The organism is Streptomyces sp. NRRL F-525, from assembly GCF_000716605.1.
GTDB lineage: Bacteria > Actinomycetota > Actinomycetes > Streptomycetales > Streptomycetaceae > Streptomyces.
In genome coordinates, this window is record NZ_JNXE01000042.1 from 99,548 (window position 1) to 117,079 (window position 17,532).

Below are 17,532 nucleotides of genomic sequence, written 5' to 3' on the forward strand. Positions count from 1 at the left end.
CGGGATGACCCGCCTTCGGTGTGTTCAGGGGCAGTTGACGCCGTTCACGGAACAGCGGGCCGCACCCTTCTTAAAGAAGAGGGCGGCCCGCTGTTCGTGCGCTCAGCGGCCGAGGGCCCGCCGGCCGCGGCCCTGGGAGAGGACCGGCAGGTTGCGGGACGGACCCTTGTCCCGCGCGGTCTCCTCCTCCAGGCGTAGCGCGAGCGCGGGGCAACGGCGCACCGCGCGGAGCGCCTTCGCCTCCGCGTAGCGAGGTACCTGGGCCTGCGCGACGGTGGGGAAGCCGTCGGCGCCGAGCTCGAAGACCTCGGGGAGGATGTCCGCGCACAGACCGTGGCCCCGGCACAGCGTCCAGTCGACGTAGATCTTCTGACGGCTGGGGCCGTTGTCCTCGGGCTCCGCGCCGCTGGTGATGCCCGCGGGGAGCTGGCCGCCCTCGAAGAGCGGCAGAACGCCCTCCACGGGCCTTCCGCAGCCGTTTCCGAGGACGTGGGCGGCGAGGTCGTCCGTGAACGCCTTGATGGTCGACTCCAGGAACATCGCGGAGCCGTCCGGGTGCGAGCACGCGCCGCGCCGCTTCACGGCCTTGGCGACCTGCTTGAGCGCCTCCAGGGCGGCCGGGCCGCCGCCGTTGAGGATGTCCTCCATGCCGCGCGCGGCGGCGGGCAGACCGAGGTAGCAGGGACCGCACTGTCCCGCGCTCTCGTCGGCCAGCCACTGGGCCACGCGCAGCGACTCGCCCAGCGGGCAGGTCTCCTGGGTGATCGGCATGATGGCGCCCGCGCCGAGCGCACCGCCCACCGCGTCCAGGGAGTTGCGGGAGACGATCGCCTCGTTGACCGTCGCCGCGTCGATCCACTTGCCGTGGTAACCGCCCGTCAGCACACCCTGGGGGACCGGCGGGGCGCCGGCCAACTGCAGGACGTAGCGCAGCGGTACGCCTGTGGGGACCTCGATCACCATGGGGCGCGCGACCGCCCCGGAGACCGTGAGCATGACGGTGCCGGGCTCGTCGTAGAGGCCGGTGTTGCCGTAGCGCTCGGGGCCGATGCGGGCGGCGATGGCGAGTTGGGCGAACGTCTCAGCGTTCGAGAGCAGGGTCGGGGCGCCGCCGACGCCGTTCTGGGAGGCGCTGACCTTGCGGCCGGGCGGGATCGCCGGGCCGCCGTCGATCGAGCGGATCAGCGATGCCGCGGCGCCGGTGACCATGCGGACCGGGTTGCGCTGGACGAACGCCTTCAGTGCCGAACGGCGGGTGTTGCTCAGGCCGCGTTCCGAGAGCGCGGCCTCCATGGAGCGCTGCGTCGACTCACGGGTGACCCCCACCACGAGCGTGCGGGCACCCAGGGCCTCGGCGACCAGGAGGGCGCCGTCCAGGATGAGGTGCGGGGCACGGTTGATGAGCACCGTGTCCTTGCGGCAGGCCGGCTCGTCCTCACTGCCGTTGACGACGACGACCGGCCGTACACCGCGTTTGATCGCCGCCTCGGCGACCGAGCGCAGCTTCTTGTGGAAGGGGAAGCCCGCGCCGCCGCGGCCCTTCAGGTTGATGGCCTCGGAGAGCTTCGCGAGCTGCTCCCCGCCCATCGGTTCGAGCGGCCCGTGCACCTTGAGGTGCATGGGCAGGTCGAGTCTCTCGACAAGGTCGAAGCCTGACGTGAGCTGAGGAAGCCCGACGACGCGGACTTCTGGGACGTCGGGCAGGGCCTCGTTCACCTATAGCCTCCGGAAGGCGTGTTCCAAGGTTCGCCCGAGCCGCCCTGCGCGTCGAAGTCGTACGAAGCGTTGGGCGTTTGACCAGTGGCGGGACCGCTGTTGTACGTGTCATTGGGGTTGTACGTACCGGAGGCACCGTTCGACTCACCGGTGTCGTACACGTATCCCTCGCCGTACCCGCCCGTGTTCGCGTTGTTGTTGTACGTCGGGATGTTGTACCCGGTGTCCTGGAGCGGGTCGTAGGCCGACGGGGGCGCCTCGCCGACCGGCGGCGGCGACGGGACCGGCCAGCTCCCGGAGGTGCTGCCGCCGCTGTCCACGCGCGGGGCCGCCTGCGTGTTCTGCATGTCCATCGGCACGTTCATGCGCGAGGTCTGGTCGGTGACGTACGGCATCTGACCGGTGGACTCCGGTGTGGCGGTGCGGTAGGCGGCCGCGAAACTGTTCGTGTCGGGCTCCGGGGTCATGGACCTCGTCTCGTACGCGCCGGCGGGGTCCACGCGCGGGACCGACCCGGTGTCGGTGAACGAGGGCTGCCGCGCGGCCCGTCGGCCCTCGGCCGGACGCCGGTTCTCGAAGCCCGGCTGCGCGGACTCGCCCGCGCGGCCCCGGCTCGCGTCGAGTTCGTCGAGACCGGGCCGCTCCTCGTTGCCCAGGAGCATGGCGACCCTGTTGGCGAACTTCCGCTTGAACGGGCGGGGAGCCGAGCGCAGGGCGAGGGCGGCGGCGACCCCGACCAGGCACAGCTCGTACGAGATCATGAAGAACGGCTTCGCCGCGCGGCCCGCGAACAGGCCATGGACCAGCGCCGCGCACCAGGCCGGGTAGGCCAGCATGTGCATCGCGCGCCAGCGGGCGGCGACCGGCGCGGGGGACGCGAACTGGTTGCGCAGGGCGCCGGTGATGCCCACGAAGATCATGAGCAGGCCGCCCAGGGAACCGAGGCCGATGAGCCCGGCGCTGCCCTTCACGCCGAGGCTGAAGGGGATCAGCGCGGCGATCAGGACGGTGTGGTCGAGCGCCAGCTTGACCGTGATGTGCACCACGAGGAACGCGATCGAGCCGACGGCGGTCACCCGGTGGATGCCCTGCGCCACGATCCGCTGGCGGATGTTGAGGATGACCCGGTCCTGGGCGACGAGCCCCCAGATCACCGAGCAGGAGAGGGAGACGAGCGAGAGAACGCCCGCACCGAAGTTGAGGAAGTCCTGTACCTGGCTGCCTCCGGCCAGCACGAACACGGGTATGAAGATCAGGACGACGAGGCTCACCACGCCATAGGCCGAGCGGCCCGGCTTGGGGAGCGAACTGGTACTACGACGAGCGTTCATGGGGGCAACTCCGAGCAGTATCGGGAAAGCGGTCCCGCTGCCGAACTCTAAGTGGCTCCATACCGGTGGGTACGAGGTTTGAGTTATTGCGTTGTTATCAAACGACAATGCGCTTGCTGTGATGTCCCGTAGTGGGTGGTACGCGAAGGTAATCCTTGAACCGGGGTCAGTCCACGCCGGTGTGGACAGGGTGCCAAGGGTGATACGGAAGCGCGTCGCGTTGTGCTCAAGGGCTGCGGTACTCTGACGCCATGCGTGCCGTACGCCTTCTGCTTAGCGAGCCGCGCTGATCAGTCCCGACCACCGGTGAACGGTGAGGTCGGAATCAGCGCGGCGTCCCCTCCTGTGCGAGGGGATTTTTCATTTGCTGGATGTCCATGGCGGATGTCACAGCCTGAAATGTCGCAGCCGCTGGCAGAGACGATCGATGGAGCTTTGAGGATCATGAGCGAGACGAACCCCGCTGCCGCCGCCGAGGTGGTCGCCCCGCACCGCTACACGGCCGCGATGGCCGCGGACATCGAAGCACGCTGGCAGGACTTCTGGGACGCCGAGGGCACCTACGAGGCGCCGAACCCGACCGGTGACCTGGCCGGCGACCCCGAACTGGCCGCCCGCCCCAAGAAGTTCATCATGGACATGTTCCCGTATCCCTCCGGTGCGGGCCTGCACGTCGGCCACCCCCTGGGCTACATCGCCACCGATGTCTTCGCCCGGTTCCAGCGGATGACCGGCCACAACGTGCTGCACACCCTGGGCTTCGACGCCTTCGGCCTGCCGGCCGAGCAGCACGCCGTCCAGACCGGCGAGCACCCCAGGATCACCACCCTGGCCGCCATCACCAACATGAAGTCCCAGCTGCGCGCGCTGGGCCTGGGCCACGACAAGCGCCGGTCGTTCGCCACGATCGACCCCGAGTACTACAAGTGGACCCAGTGGATCTTCCTGCAGATCTTCAACTCCTGGTACGACGACGAGGCCGACAAGGCCCGCCCGATCGCCGAGCTGATCGCCCAGTTCGAGACCGGTGAGCGTGCCGTACCGGGGCACACGCGCGCGTGGCCCGAGCTGAGCGCCACCGAACGTGCCGACGTCCTGGGCGAGTTCCGCCTGGCGTACGCCTCCGACGCGCCCGTCAACTGGTGCCCCGGACTGGGCACCGTGCTGGCCAACGAGGAGGTCACCGCCGACGGCCGCTCCGAGCGCGGCAACTTCCCCGTCTTCAAGGCCAAGCTGCGCCAGTGGAACATGCGCATCACCGCCTACGCCGACCGGCTGCTGGCGGACCTGGAGGAGCTGGACTGGCCCGAGGCCATCAAGCTGCAGCAGCGCAACTGGATCGGCCGCTCCGAAGGCGCCCGCGTCGACTTCCCCGTGGACGGCGAGAGCATCACCGTCTTCACCACCCGCCCCGACACCCTGTTCGGCGCGACCTACATGGTGCTGGCACCCGAGCACCCCCTGGTCGACACATTCACCCCGGACGCCTGGCCCGAGGGCACGCGCGACGCGTGGACCGGCGGTCACGCCACCCCGGCGGAGGCCGTCGCCGCGTACCGCGCGCAGGCCGGCACCAAGTCCGACGTGGAGCGGCAGACCGAGGCCAAGGAGAAGACCGGCGTCTTCACCGGCGCGTTCGCGACCAACCCGGTCAACGGCGACCGCATCCCGGTCTTCATCGCCGACTACGTACTGATGGGTTACGGCACCGGCGCGATCATGGCCGTCCCGGCGGGCGACCAGCGCGACTTCGACTTCGCGCGCGCCTTCGAGCTGCCGATCACCTGCATCGTCGAGCCGACCGACGGCCGCGGCACGGACACGTCCACCTGGGAGGACGCTTTCGGGTCGTACGACGCGAAGATCATCAACTCCTCGAACGACGACATCTCCCTGGACGGCCTGCCCGTGGCCGAGGCCAAGGCCCGCATCACGGAGTGGCTGGCCCGCAAGGGCATCGGCGAGGGCACCGTCAACTTCCGCCTGCGGGACTGGCTGTTCAGCCGCCAGCGCTACTGGGGCGAGCCCTTCCCGATCGTCTACGACGAGGACGGCATCGCGCACTCGCTGCCCGAGTCGATGCTGCCCCTGGAGCTGCCGGAGGTCGAGGACTACTCGCCGCGCACCTTCGACCCGGACGACGCCGACACGTCCCCGGAGACGCCCCTGTCCCGCAACGAGGACTGGGTCGCCGTCACCCTGGACCTGGGCGACGGCCGCGGCCCCCAGAAGTACCGCCGCGAGACCAACACCATGCCGAACTGGGCCGGTTCGTGCTGGTACGAACTGCGCTACCTGGACCCGCACAACGACCAGAAGCTGGTCGACCCGGCCATCGAGCAGTACTGGATGGGCCCCCGCGCGGGCATGCCGCACGGCGGCGTCGACCTGTACGTCGGCGGCGCCGAGCACGCCGTACTGCACCTGCTGTACGCGCGCTTCTGGTCCAAGGTGCTGTTCGACCTGGGGCACATCTCGTCCCCGGAGCCGTTCCACAAGCTGTTCAACCAGGGCATGATCCAGGCCTACGTCTACCGGGACAGCCGCGGCTTCCCGGTGCCGGCCGCCGAGGTCGAGGAGCTGGGTGGCGAGTACTACTACCAGGGCGAGAAGGTCTCCCGGCTGCTGGGCAAGATGGGCAAGTCCCTGAAGAACGCGGTCACTCCGGACGAGATCTGCGACGAGTACGGCGCCGACACCCTGCGCCTGTACGAGATGGCCATGGGCCCGCTGGACGTGTCCCGGCCGTGGGACACGCGCGCGGTGGTGGGCCAGTACCGGCTGCTGCAGCGGCTGTGGCGCAACGTCGTCGACGAGACGACCGGTGAGGTCACCGTCGTCGACACCGAGCCCGACGAGGACACGCTGCGTGCCCTGCACAAGGCGATCGACGGGGTGCGCCAGGACCTGGCGGGCCTGCGCTTCAACACGGCCATCGCCAAGATCACCGAGCTGAACAACCAGCTGACGAAGGCGGGCGGCGCGGTGCCGCGCCCGGTCGCCGAGTCGCTGGTGCTGCTGATCGCGCCGCTGGCCCCGCACGTCGCCGAGGAGCTGTGGCGCAAGCTGGGCCGCACCGACACGGTCGTCCACCAGGACTTCCCGGTCGCCGACCCGGCGTACGTCGTGGACGAGAGCGTGACCTGCGTCGTGCAGATCAAGGGCAAGGTCAAGGCGCGCCTGGAGGTCTCGCCGTCGATCTCCGACGCCGAGCTGGAGAAGGTCGCGCTGGCCGACGAGAAGGTCGTCGCGGCGCTGGAGGGCGCGGGCATCCGCAAGGTCATCGTGCGGGCGCCGAAGCTGGTCAACATCGTTCCGGCGTAGTTCTGCGCGGCCCTTCGCCGGGGTCGGGGCGGCTGCCTCGGGGTAGTCCCCTACGGGCAGGTCCAGGGTTCCTGTGGAACTCCGGACCTGCCCGTTGCGTTTACCGTTGAAGAGCGGCGCGGCGTGTGCCGCCCGGAGCCGGTGGAGGAGCGTTGGAAGCCGTGATCACAGTCTTCGCCCTTCTCTTCCTGCTGTTCGTGGTCGTGGGCGGCTATGCGGCGGTCAAGGCGGTCGGCGCGGCCAAGCGCGGTGTCGACCGTACGGTCGCGCAGGCCAGGCGCTCGGTCGAGGACCACACCCTGCGCGCCAAGTCCTTCGCCCAGCCAGGCCCGCAGGGACAGGTGGCCCAACTCCGGCTCGCACTGCGGACGTCGATGCGCGCGACCCAGGACGCGCTGCGCGCGGGCGTGCCCGAGGACGAGTCCCTCAAGGAGTCCCTGGGCCTCTTCGAGCGGCTCAGCGCGCACGGTCGTGAACTCGACGGCGAGCTCAGGCGCCTGGAGTCCGAGCCGGACCGCAAGACACTCGCCGAGCGGCTGCCCGCCCTGCGCGAGCGCACCGAGCGCATCACGAAGTCCGCGGACTCGCTGCGCTGGGCGGCCCGCGACCGCGCCGGCCGCTTCGCGGAGGACGACCTGGACACGCTGAGCGCCCAGATAGACATGGAGGCCGGTGCCCTCCGCCACTGGACGAAGTCGGAGCACACGACACCGCCGTGGCCCGATGCCCCGCCCGCCGACGCCGCTGCCGGACAGCAGACCTGGCCGGAGACTCCGCGCTCCCGTCCCGCCGCCGAGGAGCCCGCCCCGTCCGCCATCACCCCGCCGGGACGGCGCCCCAGCTACCCCTGGCAGAAGAAACCCCGTCCCGAGAGCACGACTTGACCGGGCGGCACGGTGTGCGTGTGCGACGTGTGGTGATCCGGCCGGTTCCGGCCCAGGTGAAAGGGGTCGGGCTGCCGCCCGGCCGCTACGGCAGGTAACCTCCAGCTCATGTCCCGCCATGTCGCGATCGTCACCGATTCAACGGCCTACCTGCCGCCGCTGACGATGGAGCGCCACGGCATCACAGCGGTGCCGTTGACCGTGGTCCTCGGCGACCGGGCGCTCGAAGAGGGCACCGAGATCTCCACCCGCTCCCTGGCCCAGGCCCTGCAGAAGCGCCGCCCGGTCACCACCTCGCGCCCCAGCCCCCAGCTCTTCGCGGAGACCTACCGCAAGGTCGCCGAGTCCGGCGCCACCGGCATCGTCTCCCTCCACCTCTCCGCCGAACTCTCGGGCACCTACGACGCGGCGGTCGTCGCCGCGCGTGAGGCACCGGTGCCGGTGCGGGTAGTGGACACCGGCATGGTCGCGATGGCGCTCGGCTTCTGCGCCCTCGCCGCGGCCGAAACGGCGGAGGCGGGCGGCACGGTGGACGAGGCGGTCACGGCCGCGGAGAAGCGGGCCGCCGGCACCTCCGCCTACTTCTACGTCGACACCCTCGACTATCTGCGCCGGGGCGGCCGTATCGGCGCGGCACAGGCCCTGTTGGGCTCCGCGCTCGCCGTGAAGCCGCTGCTCCAGCTGGAGGGCGGGCGCATCGAACTCCTGGAGAAGGTACGGACGGCGTCGAGGGCGATCGCCCGCCTTGAGGAGCTCGCGGCGGACCGGGCGGGCAGCGCACAGGTCGACATCGCCGTCCACCATCTCTCCGCGCCCGAGCGGGCGTCGGCGCTCGCGGACCGGTTGCGGGCGCGGGTGCCGGGGCTGGCCGATCTGCATGTCAGTGAGGTCGGGGCGGTGATCGGGGCGCATACCGGGCCTGGGTTGTTGGGGGCTGTGGTTTCGCCTCGGTGACGGGGTTTGTCGGAGCGGTGCCTTGGGTGGATGCCGCTCGTTCGGGTGACGGAGTTATCCACAACTGGGCGGTCGTCCCCGGGAATTGACCAAGATCATCGCGATGTCGGGGAATGTCGGATCCTCGGCGCATGGCACTTCGATCACGCTCACACACAGCGACTGCGACCAGCGGCCCGGGCCGCGCCCCGTCCTCCGACGGCCGGACTCGGCATCGCCGCGCGCCCGCACGGGGGCGGGCACATCGCGAAGCCTCGGCGGATGAGCTTCGGCGACGGGCGGAACTGCTCTTTGGCGAACCTGGCGAACCTGGTGAACGTGCCGGGGAGTGGGGGGAGTTGGGGAATGGGCCGCCGGGTGGAGGGGGCAGTGGCGGTGATGGTGAGGACGGGGGTGAGGCCGTAGGGCCTCCGGTTCTCCCGGGGGCTGAGGTTAGGGGGCAGGCTGCTTCGTCCGTGCTGCCTGTGCCGCCTGTGGTCAGGGCGGCGGGGCTTCGTTCTCCTGCGCCTGTTGATGCTGGTCCGTGGACTGCTCGGGAGCCGGAGCCGGAGCCGGAGCCGGAGCCGGAGCCGGGGCCGGGGCCGGAGCCGGGGCCGGGGCCGGAGCCGCGGGTGGCCCGGGTGGGTTCGCCGGTGCGTGTTGCCCTGGAGCCGGATGGTTTCTCGTACGCCGGAGGGGCCGAAGTGGCCGGAGACGCTGGGGAGTTCAGCGGCACCGGCGAGGTCGACGGCAGGCGGGATCGTACGCCGGGGGCCTGGCGGGAGCGAGCCGGGGCGGCTCTGCGGGAGCGGATGCCGGTGTGGGTGCAGACGCGGTGTGGGCTGGAGCGGCGGAACGTGGTCGCGCTCGGTGTACTGCTCGTCGTGGCCGCGGTCTTCGCCGTGCAGCACTTCTGGGTGGGCCGGACCCAACCCGTGCGTGCCCCGGAGGTGGTGGGGGCGGCGGCTCCCTATGGAGATGGGGACGGGGTTGGAAGCAGGGGCGGGGCTGCGGGGAAGGGTGCCGAACCGCGTGCCTCGTCAATCGGAGCGCGGGGTGCTTCGGGTGCGGCCGGTACCGAGATCGTCGTGGACGTCGGCGGCAAGGTCCGGGAGCCCGGGGTTCATCGGCTTCCGGCCGGTTCGCGGGTGACCGATGCGTTGCGGGCGGCGGGTGGGGTACGTCCGGGCACCGACACCGACGGGCTCAACCGGGCTCGTTTCCTCGTGGACGGGGAGCAGATCGTCGTCGGCGGTCCGGCGCCCGCGGCGGTGCCCGGTGCGGGTGGCGCGAACACGGCGGGGGCGGTCGGCTCGGCTGCGGGCGCCGCCGCTCCGACCGCTCCGGTCTCCCTCAACACGGCCACCGCGGACCAGCTCAACACCCTGCCCGGCGTGGGCCCGGTGCTGGCCCAGCACATCATCGACTACCGCACCCAGCACGGCGGGTTCCGCTCGGTGGACGAGTTGCGCCAGGTCAACGGCATCGGCGACCGCCGCTTCGCCGATCTGCGGGACCTGGTTCAGCCATGACCCACGTCCACGACGATCCGCCCGAGCCCGCGACGCCTCGCCGTACCGCACAGGACGACGTCTCCTCGCCGCCCCGCCGAACGGTGCACGCCGACTCCGGCAGTCGGCGGGGTGCCGCACACCCCCAACAGGAAGAACCGACGGACCTACGACTCGTACCGCCCGCGCTCGCGGCCTGGGCGACGGCGGCACTGGCGCTGGACGCGTCACCGGCCTGGGTCACCGGAGTCGCCGTCGCCTCGTTGACCGTGGGGCTCGTGCTGCTGCTGGTGACGCGGCGGCGGGACAGGGCAGGGGCAGATGCCGGCCACGCCCGGTCACAGCCGGATGCCGACCTCTTACGGGAAGGCGTTTCACCGGAAGGCGTTCGCCCCACACGCTCATGGCGGCAGGCCGCATGGCCCCGGGTCTCCATCGCCGCCCTGCTCCTTTCCATCGCCGCGGCCGCGGCCTCCGCCGGGCTGCACGGGGCGGATCTGCGGCGTGGGCCGGTGCCCGAGCTGGCGCGGGAGTACGCGACCGTGACCGCGGAGGTGGAGGTCGGTTCCGATCCACGGTTGACCCGGCCCCGGGTCAGCGGGGATCACGCGGCTCCGGTCTCCGTGCTGGTCGACGCCGAGGTGCGGCGGGTCGAGGAGTTGGACGGGACGGTCGTGGAGACGCGGGCGCCGGTGCTGTTGATCGTCGACCCGGGTTCGTCCTCCAAGGGAGAGGGCCGGGCACGGGGTTCCCGTGGTGGGCCGGAGCGTTCGCCCTGGCTCGGGCTGCTTCCGTCGACGCGGGTGAAGGTGACCGCGCGGTTGGCGCCCTCGCTGACGGGCGGGGACCGGGTCGCGGCCGTGCTGCGGGTGCGGAACCAGCCGGTGCCGGAGGTGGTGGGGGAGCCGTCCGGAGCGCAGCGGTTCGCGGGACGGCTGCGGGCCGGGCTGCGTGCGGCGACCGACGGGCTGCCGGCGGACGCGCGGGCGTTGCTGCCGGGGCTGGTCGTCGGGGACACCGCGCGGATCACACCCGAGTTGGACGAGGCCTTCAAGGAGACGGACCTCGCGCACACGCTCGCCGTCTCCGGAAGCAACCTCACCATCCTGCTCGCCCTCCTCATCGGACCACCCGGCCTCGCCCAGCACATCGAACGCCGGGGTCTGGCACCGCGGTTGGGCATCTCCCTCCGGGCGACCGCACTGCTCGGCGGGGTGCTCACGCTCGGGTTCGTCGTCGTGTGCCGCCCCGACCCGAGCGTGCTGCGGGCCGCGGCCTGCGGTGCCGTCGCACTGCTCGCCCTGGCGACCGGGCGCCGCAGATCACTGATCCCGGCGCTGGCGACGGCCGTATTGCTGCTGGTGCTCTACGACCCGTGGCTGGCCCGGAGTTACGGCTTCCTGCTCTCCGTGCTGGCCACCGGTGCCCTGCTCACGCTCGCGCCGCGCTGGTGCGAGACGCTGCGGCGGCACCGGGTTCCACCGCGGCTGGCCGAGGCGCTCGCCGCAGCTGCCGCCGCGCAGGCGTTGTGCGCGCCGGTCGTGGCCGTGCTGTCGGCGCGGGTCAGTCTGGTGGCGGTGCCGTGCAATCTGCTCGCGGAGATCGCCGTCGCACCGGCCACGGTGCTGGGCTTCGCGGCGCTGGCGGCGGCACCGGTGGCGATGCCGGTGGCCAAGGTCCTTGCCTGGGGCGCGAGTTGGCCCGCCGGGTGGATCGCGGACGTCGCCCGGACCGGCGCGGCGCTGCCCGGTGGGGGAGTGGACTGGCCGGGCAGCTGGACCGGGGCACTGCTGCTCGCCCTCGCTGTCGCGGCCCTGGTGCTGGTCGGGCGGCGGCTGTTGAGGCACCCCTGGTTGTGCGGTGTCTGCGGGTTGTCGCTGCTGCTGATCGTGGTGGCGCCGGCGCCGTTGACGCGGGTGATCACGGGGTGGCCGCCGCCGGGTTGGAGATTCGCGATGTGTGATGTCGGGCAAGGTGACGCGACGGTCCTCGCGGCGGGCAAGGGCACCGGCGTGGTCGTCGATGCCGGACCCGATCCGAAGCTGGTCGACCAGTGCCTGCGCACGCTCGGCATCACGAGGATCCCGCTCGTCGTCCTCACCCACTTCCACGCCGACCACGTGGCAGGGTTGCCCGGGGTGCTGCGGGGCCGCTCGGTGGGCGCGATCGAGACGACGTCGTTCGAAGAGCCCGCGGACCAGGTCGAGGCCGTACGGAGAGCGGCGGCGGAACGGCACATCCCGATCACCCGGGCCGTAGCCGGGGAACAGCGCCGCACCGGCCCGCTGTCCTGGCAGGTCCTGTGGCCCCCAGCGCGCCCGGCACCGGACCCTGACGGGCCGAACGACGCGAGCGTCGCGCTGCTGGTACGGACGGCCGGGCTGCGGATGCTGCTGCTCGGGGACCTCGAACCCCCGGCCCAGCAGGAGCTGTTGAGGTCACCGGCGGCAGCGTTGCTGGGAGGCGTGGACGTTCTCAAAGTCGCGCATCATGGATCGGCTTTTCAAGATCCGGACCTGATACGCAGGGTGGCCCCGCGGCTGGCATTGATCTCCTGCGGAGAGAACAACACCTATGGGCACCCCGCCCCCAGCACGGTCGCGGCACTGCGGGCCATGGGTGCGGTTGTCCTCCGGACGGACGTGGACGGGGCGTTGGCGGTGAGTGGGGAAGGAGACGGGCTGCGGGTGGCGCGAGACTGAGGGCATGAATCCCGCACAGGTTGATGCCTATCTCCGCCGGCTGGGAGTCCAGCACCCGGCGTCGCCCACCGCCGATGCCCTCCGCGAGCTGCACCTGCGCCACCTGCGGACCGTGCCGTTCGAGAACCTGTCGATCCATCTGGGAGAGGAGATCGTGCTGGAGGAGGACCGGCTGCTGGACAAGGTGGTGGGCGAGGGAAGGGGCGGGTTCTGCTACGAACTGAACGGACTGTTCGGCGCGTTGCTCACCGCGCTGGGCTTCGACGTCACGCTGCTCGCGGCGCGGGTGTACGGGGACGAGGGGCGGACGGGGATTCCGTACGACCATCTCGCGCTCCGGGTGGGGACGGCGGACGGGGGCGCGTGGCTGGCCGACGTGGGCTTCGGGACGCACAGTCACTATCCGCTGGCCTTCGAGGAGCGGGGTGAACAGGAGGATCCCGGCGGCACGTTCAGGGTTGTCGCGTCGGGACCGGATGCGGCCGGGGTTCGGGGCGGGGTGTCCGGAGAGGGAGCGGGAGCGGTTTCGGGGGAGGCGACTGACCTGGATGTGGTGCGGAACGGGAGGCCCGAGTACCGCCTGGAGGTGCGGCCCCGGGTGCTCGGTGACTTCGTGGCCGGAGCGTGGTGGCACAGCACGTCACCGGCCTCGCACTTCACCCGGTCACTGGTCTGTTCACGGCTCCTGGAGGACGGCGGGAGGATCACACTCGCCGGCCGGACCCTCACGACGACCAGTGAGGAGGGGACGCGGGACGTACGTGAACTGGCTGCGGACGAGGAGGTCCTGGGGGTGTACCGGGAGCGGTTCGGGATCGAGCTGGGGTCGGTTCCGGAGGTGCGGGCGCCTGGGGAGAAAATGTCCCCGTGAGCGATGTGAGACATGTGCTGGTGCTGCCCGACCGTGACGCGGCTCAGGAGGCGGCGGAGGTGCTCGGGGAGCGGTTCGCACTCGACGAGGAACCGCGGCTGGTGCGGGACGCGCTGGCCGGTGAGGACGATGCCGAGGACGCGCAGTGGCTGCTCGTTCTGCGGGACGAGGACGGCCGGCTCGATCCCGCGGAGCTGGACGCGTTCGCGGGGGAGTGGGACGGCTGGCGCGAGGAGCCGTAGCGGCGGCGGATTCTACGGTCGGACTCGGACCCGCACCCGCGCCTGAACCCGCACCGCGCCCGAACCCGAGCACCCGGACTCGCACCCGGACCCGCACCCCCGTCCGACCCGGCACACGGCACCCGGCACGCGGGACGCGTTGTCAGTGGCGCGTGCGATGCTTTACGAGATGGCCAGGAAGACTGCGAATGACGACCCTCTCGCCCCGGTGACGCTTGCCGTGGGCCAGGAGGACCTCCTGCTCGACCGTGCCGTGCGGGAGGTGGTGGCCGCTGCTCGGGCCTCCGACGCCGACACGGACGTACGTGACCTGACTTCGGACCAGCTGCAGCCCGGCACACTCGCCGAGTTGACCAGCCCGTCGCTCTTCGCGGAGCGCAAGGTCGTGGTCGTACGCAACGCGCAGGATCTGTCCGCGGACACGATCAAGGACGTGAAGGCGTACCTCGGTGCGCCCGCCGAGGAGATCACGCTGGTGCTGTTGCACGCCGGCGGGGTCAAGGGCAAAGGGCTGCTCGATGCCGCGCGCAAGGCGGGGGCGCGGGAGGTGGCCTGCCCGAAGATGACGAAGCCGGCGGACCGGCTGGCGTTCGTGCGGGGTGAGTTCCGGGCGACCGGGAGATCCGCCACGCCGGAGGCCTGCCAGGCGCTGGTCGACTCCCTCGGCAGTGATCTGCGGGAACTGGCGTCCGCCGTCTCCCAGTTGGTCGCCGACATCGAGGGGACCATCGACGAGGCGGTCGTCGGGCGGTACTACACGGGGCGGGCCGAGGCGTCGAGCTTCACGGTCGCGGACCGGGCCGTGGAGGGGCGGGCGGCGGAGGCGCTGGAGGCGTTGCGGTGGTCGTTGTCCACCGGGGTGGCGCCGGTGCTGATCACCAGCGCGTTGGCGCAGGGGGTGCGGGCGATCGGGAAGCTGTCGTCCGCGCGCGGGGGACGGCCGGCGGATCTGGCGCGTGAGCTGGGGATGCCGCCGTGGAAGATCGACCGGGTACGGCAGCAGATGCGGGGGTGGACACCGGACGCGGTCTCCGTCGCGCTGCGGGCGGTGGCCGAGGCGGACGCGGGAGTGAAGGGCGGGGGGGACGATCCGGAGTACGCGTTGGAGAAGGCGGTCGTCGCGATCGCCCGGGCCGCTCGGTCCCGGGGCCAGGCCTGACCCCGGCTCCGTCTCGACTCGCAGGCGGCGCAAGCGCCCCGGGAAACAGCAGTGCCCCCGAAGTGGGTCCGGGGGCACTGTACGTGGCGTGGCGACCACGATGTCTGTCCGTGAATCGAGGTAGAGGGCTCGACGTTGTCCTCACGGTGGATTGCTACTGCTCCGGTCCGCGCGAGCGCGGGCCGAGGCAAGTGCGGAGGATCAGCCCTGGAGCGCGGTGACCTTGGAAGCAAGCGCCGACTTCTTGTTGGCGGCCTGGTTCTTGTGGATGACGCCCTTCGCGACGGCCTTGTCGAGCTGACGCGCGGCAGCGCGCTGGTACTCGGTGGCCTTCTCGACGTCACCCGCGGCAGCGGCTTCGCGGGCCTTGCGGATCGCGGTCTTCAGGGAGGACTTGACGGCCTTGTTGCGCAGCCGAGCCTTCTCGTTGGTCTTGATCCGCTTGATCTGGGACTTGATGTTCGCCACGAATGAGCCTTTGCAGGTTCTGGCACGGGGCCGCAAGGGTCCCGGGCCGATGATTTTCCTTGGGGTGCGCCTCGCACCGAGCGGAGATACCGATCAGGGATGAGGCACAGCCACCCAGGCTACCAGCCGCCCACCGGCCCACCCAAACCGGTCGCCGAGGGGCCATTGGTTACCGTCCCGCACCCTCCCAAACCGGACCGCACCTCCCGCGCGTGGGACGATGGAAGCTACGTATCGATCCGACCCGAGACCGCAGACACTGCGGACGCCTCAAGAATCAGGACCCTGCGTGCCCGCGATCCCCAGCCATGTGCCCGAGCCGAGCCGTACCGACCCGGCGCTGATCCGCAATTTCTGCATCATCGCGCACATCGACCATGGCAAGTCCACGCTCGCCGACCGGATGCTCCAGCTGACCGGAGTGGTCGACAGCCGGCAGATGCGTGCTCAGTACCTCGACCGCATGGACATCGAGCGCGAGCGTGGCATCACGATCAAGTCCCAGGCCGTGCGTCTGCCGTGGGCCCCGACCCTCGGGGACGACCAGGGCAGCACCCACATCCTCAACATGATCGACACCCCGGGACACGTCGACTTCACGTACGAGGTCTCGCGGTCGCTCGCCGCCTGCGAGGGCACCGTGCTGCTCGTGGACGCCGCCCAGGGCATCGAGGCCCAGACCCTCGCCAACCTCTACCTGGCGATGGAGAACGACCTCACGATCATCCCCGTGCTGAACAAGATCGACCTGCCGGCCGCGCAGCCGGAGAAGTTCGCGGAGGAGCTGGCCAACCTCGTCGGGTGCGACCCCGACGACGTGCTGCGGGTGTCCGCCAAGACCGGTATCGGGGTCGACGCGCTGCTGAACAAGGTCGTCAAGGAGATCCCGGCGCCGGTCGGGAACGCGGACGCGCCCGCCCGCGCCATGATCTTCGACTCGGTCTACGACTCCTACCGCGGTGTCGTGACGTACATCAGGGTCATCGACGGACAGCTCACCAAGCGCGAGAAGATCCGGATGATGTCCACGAACGCCACGCACGAGCTGCTGGAGATCGGGACGAACTCGCCGGAGATGCTCGGCGCGGACGGGCTCGGGGTCGGCGAGGTCGGCTATCTGATCACCGGGGTGAAGGACGTCCGCCAGTCCAAGGTCGGTGACACGATCACCACCCTGCACAAGGGCGCGACCGAGGCGCTCGGCGGCTACAAGGACCCCAAGCCGATGGTCTTCTCGGGCCTGTATCCGCTGGACGGGTCCGACTACCCGGAGCTGCGCGAGGCCCTCGACAAGCTCCAGCTCAACGACGCCGCGCTCGTCTACGAGCCGGAGACCTCGGCGGCGCTGGGCTTCGGCTTCCGCGTCGGCTTCCTCGGGCTGCTGCACCTGGACGTGATCCGGGAGCGGCTGGAGCGCGAGTTCGGGCTCGACCTCATCGCGACCGCGCCGAACGTGGTGTACCGGGTCGAGATGGAGGACGGCAGCGAGCACGTCGTCACCAACCCGAGCGAGTTCCCCGAGGGGAAGATCGACAAGGTCTACGAGCCCGTCGTCCGCGCGACGATCCTCGCGCCGTCGGAGTTCATCGGCGCGATCATGGAGCTGTGCCAGACCCGGCGCGGCACCCTGCTCGGCATGGACTACCTCTCCGAGGACCGCGTCGAGATCCGCTACACGCTCCCCCTCGCGGAGATCGTCTTCGACTTCTTCGACCAGCTGAAGTCCAAGACCCGCGGCTACGCCTCGCTCGACTACGAGCCCACCGGCGAGGTGACGTCCAGCCTGGTCAAGGTGGACATCCTGCTGCACGGCGACAAGGTGGACGCCTTCTCGGCGATCACGCACAAGGACGCGGCGTACGCGTACGGCGTGCGGCTGGTCGCCAAGCTGCGGGAACTCATCCCGCGGCAGGCCTTCGAGGTGCCCATCCAGGCCGCGATCGGCTCCCGGGTCATCGCCCGCGAGACCATCCGCGCCATCCGCAAGGACGTCCTCGCCAAGTGCTACGGCGGTGACATCTCCCGTAAGCGGAAGCTGCTGGAGAAGCAGAAGGAGGGCAAGAAGCGGATGAAGATGGTGGGTTCCGTGGAGGTTCCCCAGGAGGCCTTCATCGCGGTGCTGTCCAGCGACGACAGCGGTGGCGGAGCCAAGGGCAAGAAGTAGGCGGCGCCGAGGGCGGGAAGTAGCGACCCCGTACACCGAAATTTCGGACGACAGCCAGACGATTCCCAGGGCCCGTTGCGCTTCGGCGCCGCGGGCCCTGAGTCTTGGCTCTGTACGAAGTGGTCATGGCGCTGTTCGAAGTGACCGTCCACCGCCCCTTACGCACCGGCCGGTCGCGGCTTACTCTGATCACTGCTCGATAGTTACTCGCGAGTTAAACAACAGCC

The 17,532-nt window shown here is 70.7% G+C and carries 12 protein-coding genes; 9 read left to right on the forward strand and 3 right to left on the reverse strand.

The features are described 5' to 3' along the window. Positions 1–102: 102 nt before the first annotated feature. Both OO69_RS40425 and OO69_RS40430 read right to left on the reverse strand, forming a co-directional pair. Positions 103–1,716: an NADH-quinone oxidoreductase subunit NuoF family protein gene (locus OO69_RS40425; RefSeq protein WP_033285928.1), complete on the reverse strand. Its 1,614-nt coding sequence runs from the start codon at positions 1,714–1,716 to the stop codon at positions 103–105. Beyond that, the gene (locus tag OO69_RS40430) at positions 1,713–3,047 is read right to left on the reverse strand and encodes a cytochrome b/b6 domain-containing protein (RefSeq protein ID WP_199811125.1); all 1,335 of its coding nucleotides are present in this window, start codon (positions 3,045–3,047) and stop codon (positions 1,713–1,715) included. The genes OO69_RS40425 and OO69_RS40430 overlap by 4 nt, the downstream gene beginning before the upstream one ends. Positions 3,048–3,491: 444 nt before the next feature. On the opposite strand from OO69_RS40430, the gene leuS reads away from it, so the two are divergent. The 8 genes from leuS to holA all read left to right on the forward strand — a co-directional run bounded on the left by leuS (position 3,492) and on the right by holA (position 14,673). After that, positions 3,492–6,371 (forward strand): leucine--tRNA ligase, encoded by a 2,880-nt coding sequence (gene leuS, locus OO69_RS40435; RefSeq protein ID WP_033285929.1) that lies wholly within the window; start codon positions 3,492–3,494, stop codon positions 6,369–6,371. Positions 6,372–6,523: 152 nt separating this feature from the next. Next, positions 6,524–7,255, forward strand: coding sequence for a hypothetical protein (locus tag OO69_RS40440; RefSeq protein ID WP_033285930.1), 732 nt, complete (start codon positions 6,524–6,526; stop codon positions 7,253–7,255). A 108-nt stretch (positions 7,256–7,363) separates the two neighbouring features. Then, positions 7,364–8,209, forward strand: coding sequence for a DegV family protein (locus tag OO69_RS40445; RefSeq protein ID WP_033285931.1), 846 nt, complete (start codon positions 7,364–7,366; stop codon positions 8,207–8,209). Positions 8,210–8,682: 473 nt separating this feature from the next. Then, the gene (locus OO69_RS52670) at positions 8,683–9,720 is read left to right on the forward strand and encodes a helix-hairpin-helix domain-containing protein (protein ID WP_420707953.1); all 1,038 of its coding nucleotides are present in this window, start codon (positions 8,683–8,685) and stop codon (positions 9,718–9,720) included. Further along, positions 9,717–12,401, forward strand: coding sequence for a ComEC/Rec2 family competence protein (locus OO69_RS40460; protein ID WP_420707952.1), 2,685 nt, complete (start codon positions 9,717–9,719; stop codon positions 12,399–12,401). The genes OO69_RS52670 and OO69_RS40460 overlap by 4 nt, the downstream gene beginning before the upstream one ends. Positions 12,402–12,405: 4 nt before the next feature. After that, a complete protein-coding gene (locus tag OO69_RS40465) occupies positions 12,406–13,272 on the forward strand; it encodes an arylamine N-acetyltransferase family protein (RefSeq protein WP_033285995.1) in 867 nt (288 codons plus the stop codon). Continuing rightward, the gene (locus OO69_RS40470; protein WP_033285933.1) at positions 13,269–13,514 is read left to right on the forward strand and encodes a hypothetical protein; all 246 of its coding nucleotides are present in this window, start codon (positions 13,269–13,271) and stop codon (positions 13,512–13,514) included. The genes OO69_RS40465 and OO69_RS40470 overlap by 4 nt, the downstream gene beginning before the upstream one ends. A 169-nt stretch (positions 13,515–13,683) precedes the next feature. After that, complete coding sequence (gene holA / locus OO69_RS40475) at positions 13,684–14,673, forward strand: DNA polymerase III subunit delta (RefSeq protein WP_199811127.1); 990 nt, start codon at positions 13,684–13,686, stop codon at positions 14,671–14,673. A 201-nt stretch (positions 14,674–14,874) separates the two neighbouring features. On the opposite strand, the gene rpsT is transcribed toward holA, so the two are convergent. Continuing rightward, the gene (rpsT, locus tag OO69_RS40480) at positions 14,875–15,141 is read right to left on the reverse strand and encodes a 30S ribosomal protein S20 (protein ID WP_019064182.1); all 267 of its coding nucleotides are present in this window, start codon (positions 15,139–15,141) and stop codon (positions 14,875–14,877) included. A gap of 289 nt (positions 15,142–15,430) precedes the next feature. Between rpsT and lepA the strand changes: the two genes are divergently transcribed. After that, complete coding sequence (gene lepA, locus OO69_RS40485) at positions 15,431–17,305, forward strand: translation elongation factor 4 (protein ID WP_033285935.1); 1,875 nt, start codon at positions 15,431–15,433, stop codon at positions 17,303–17,305. The last annotated feature ends 227 nt before the right edge of the window (positions 17,306–17,532 follow it).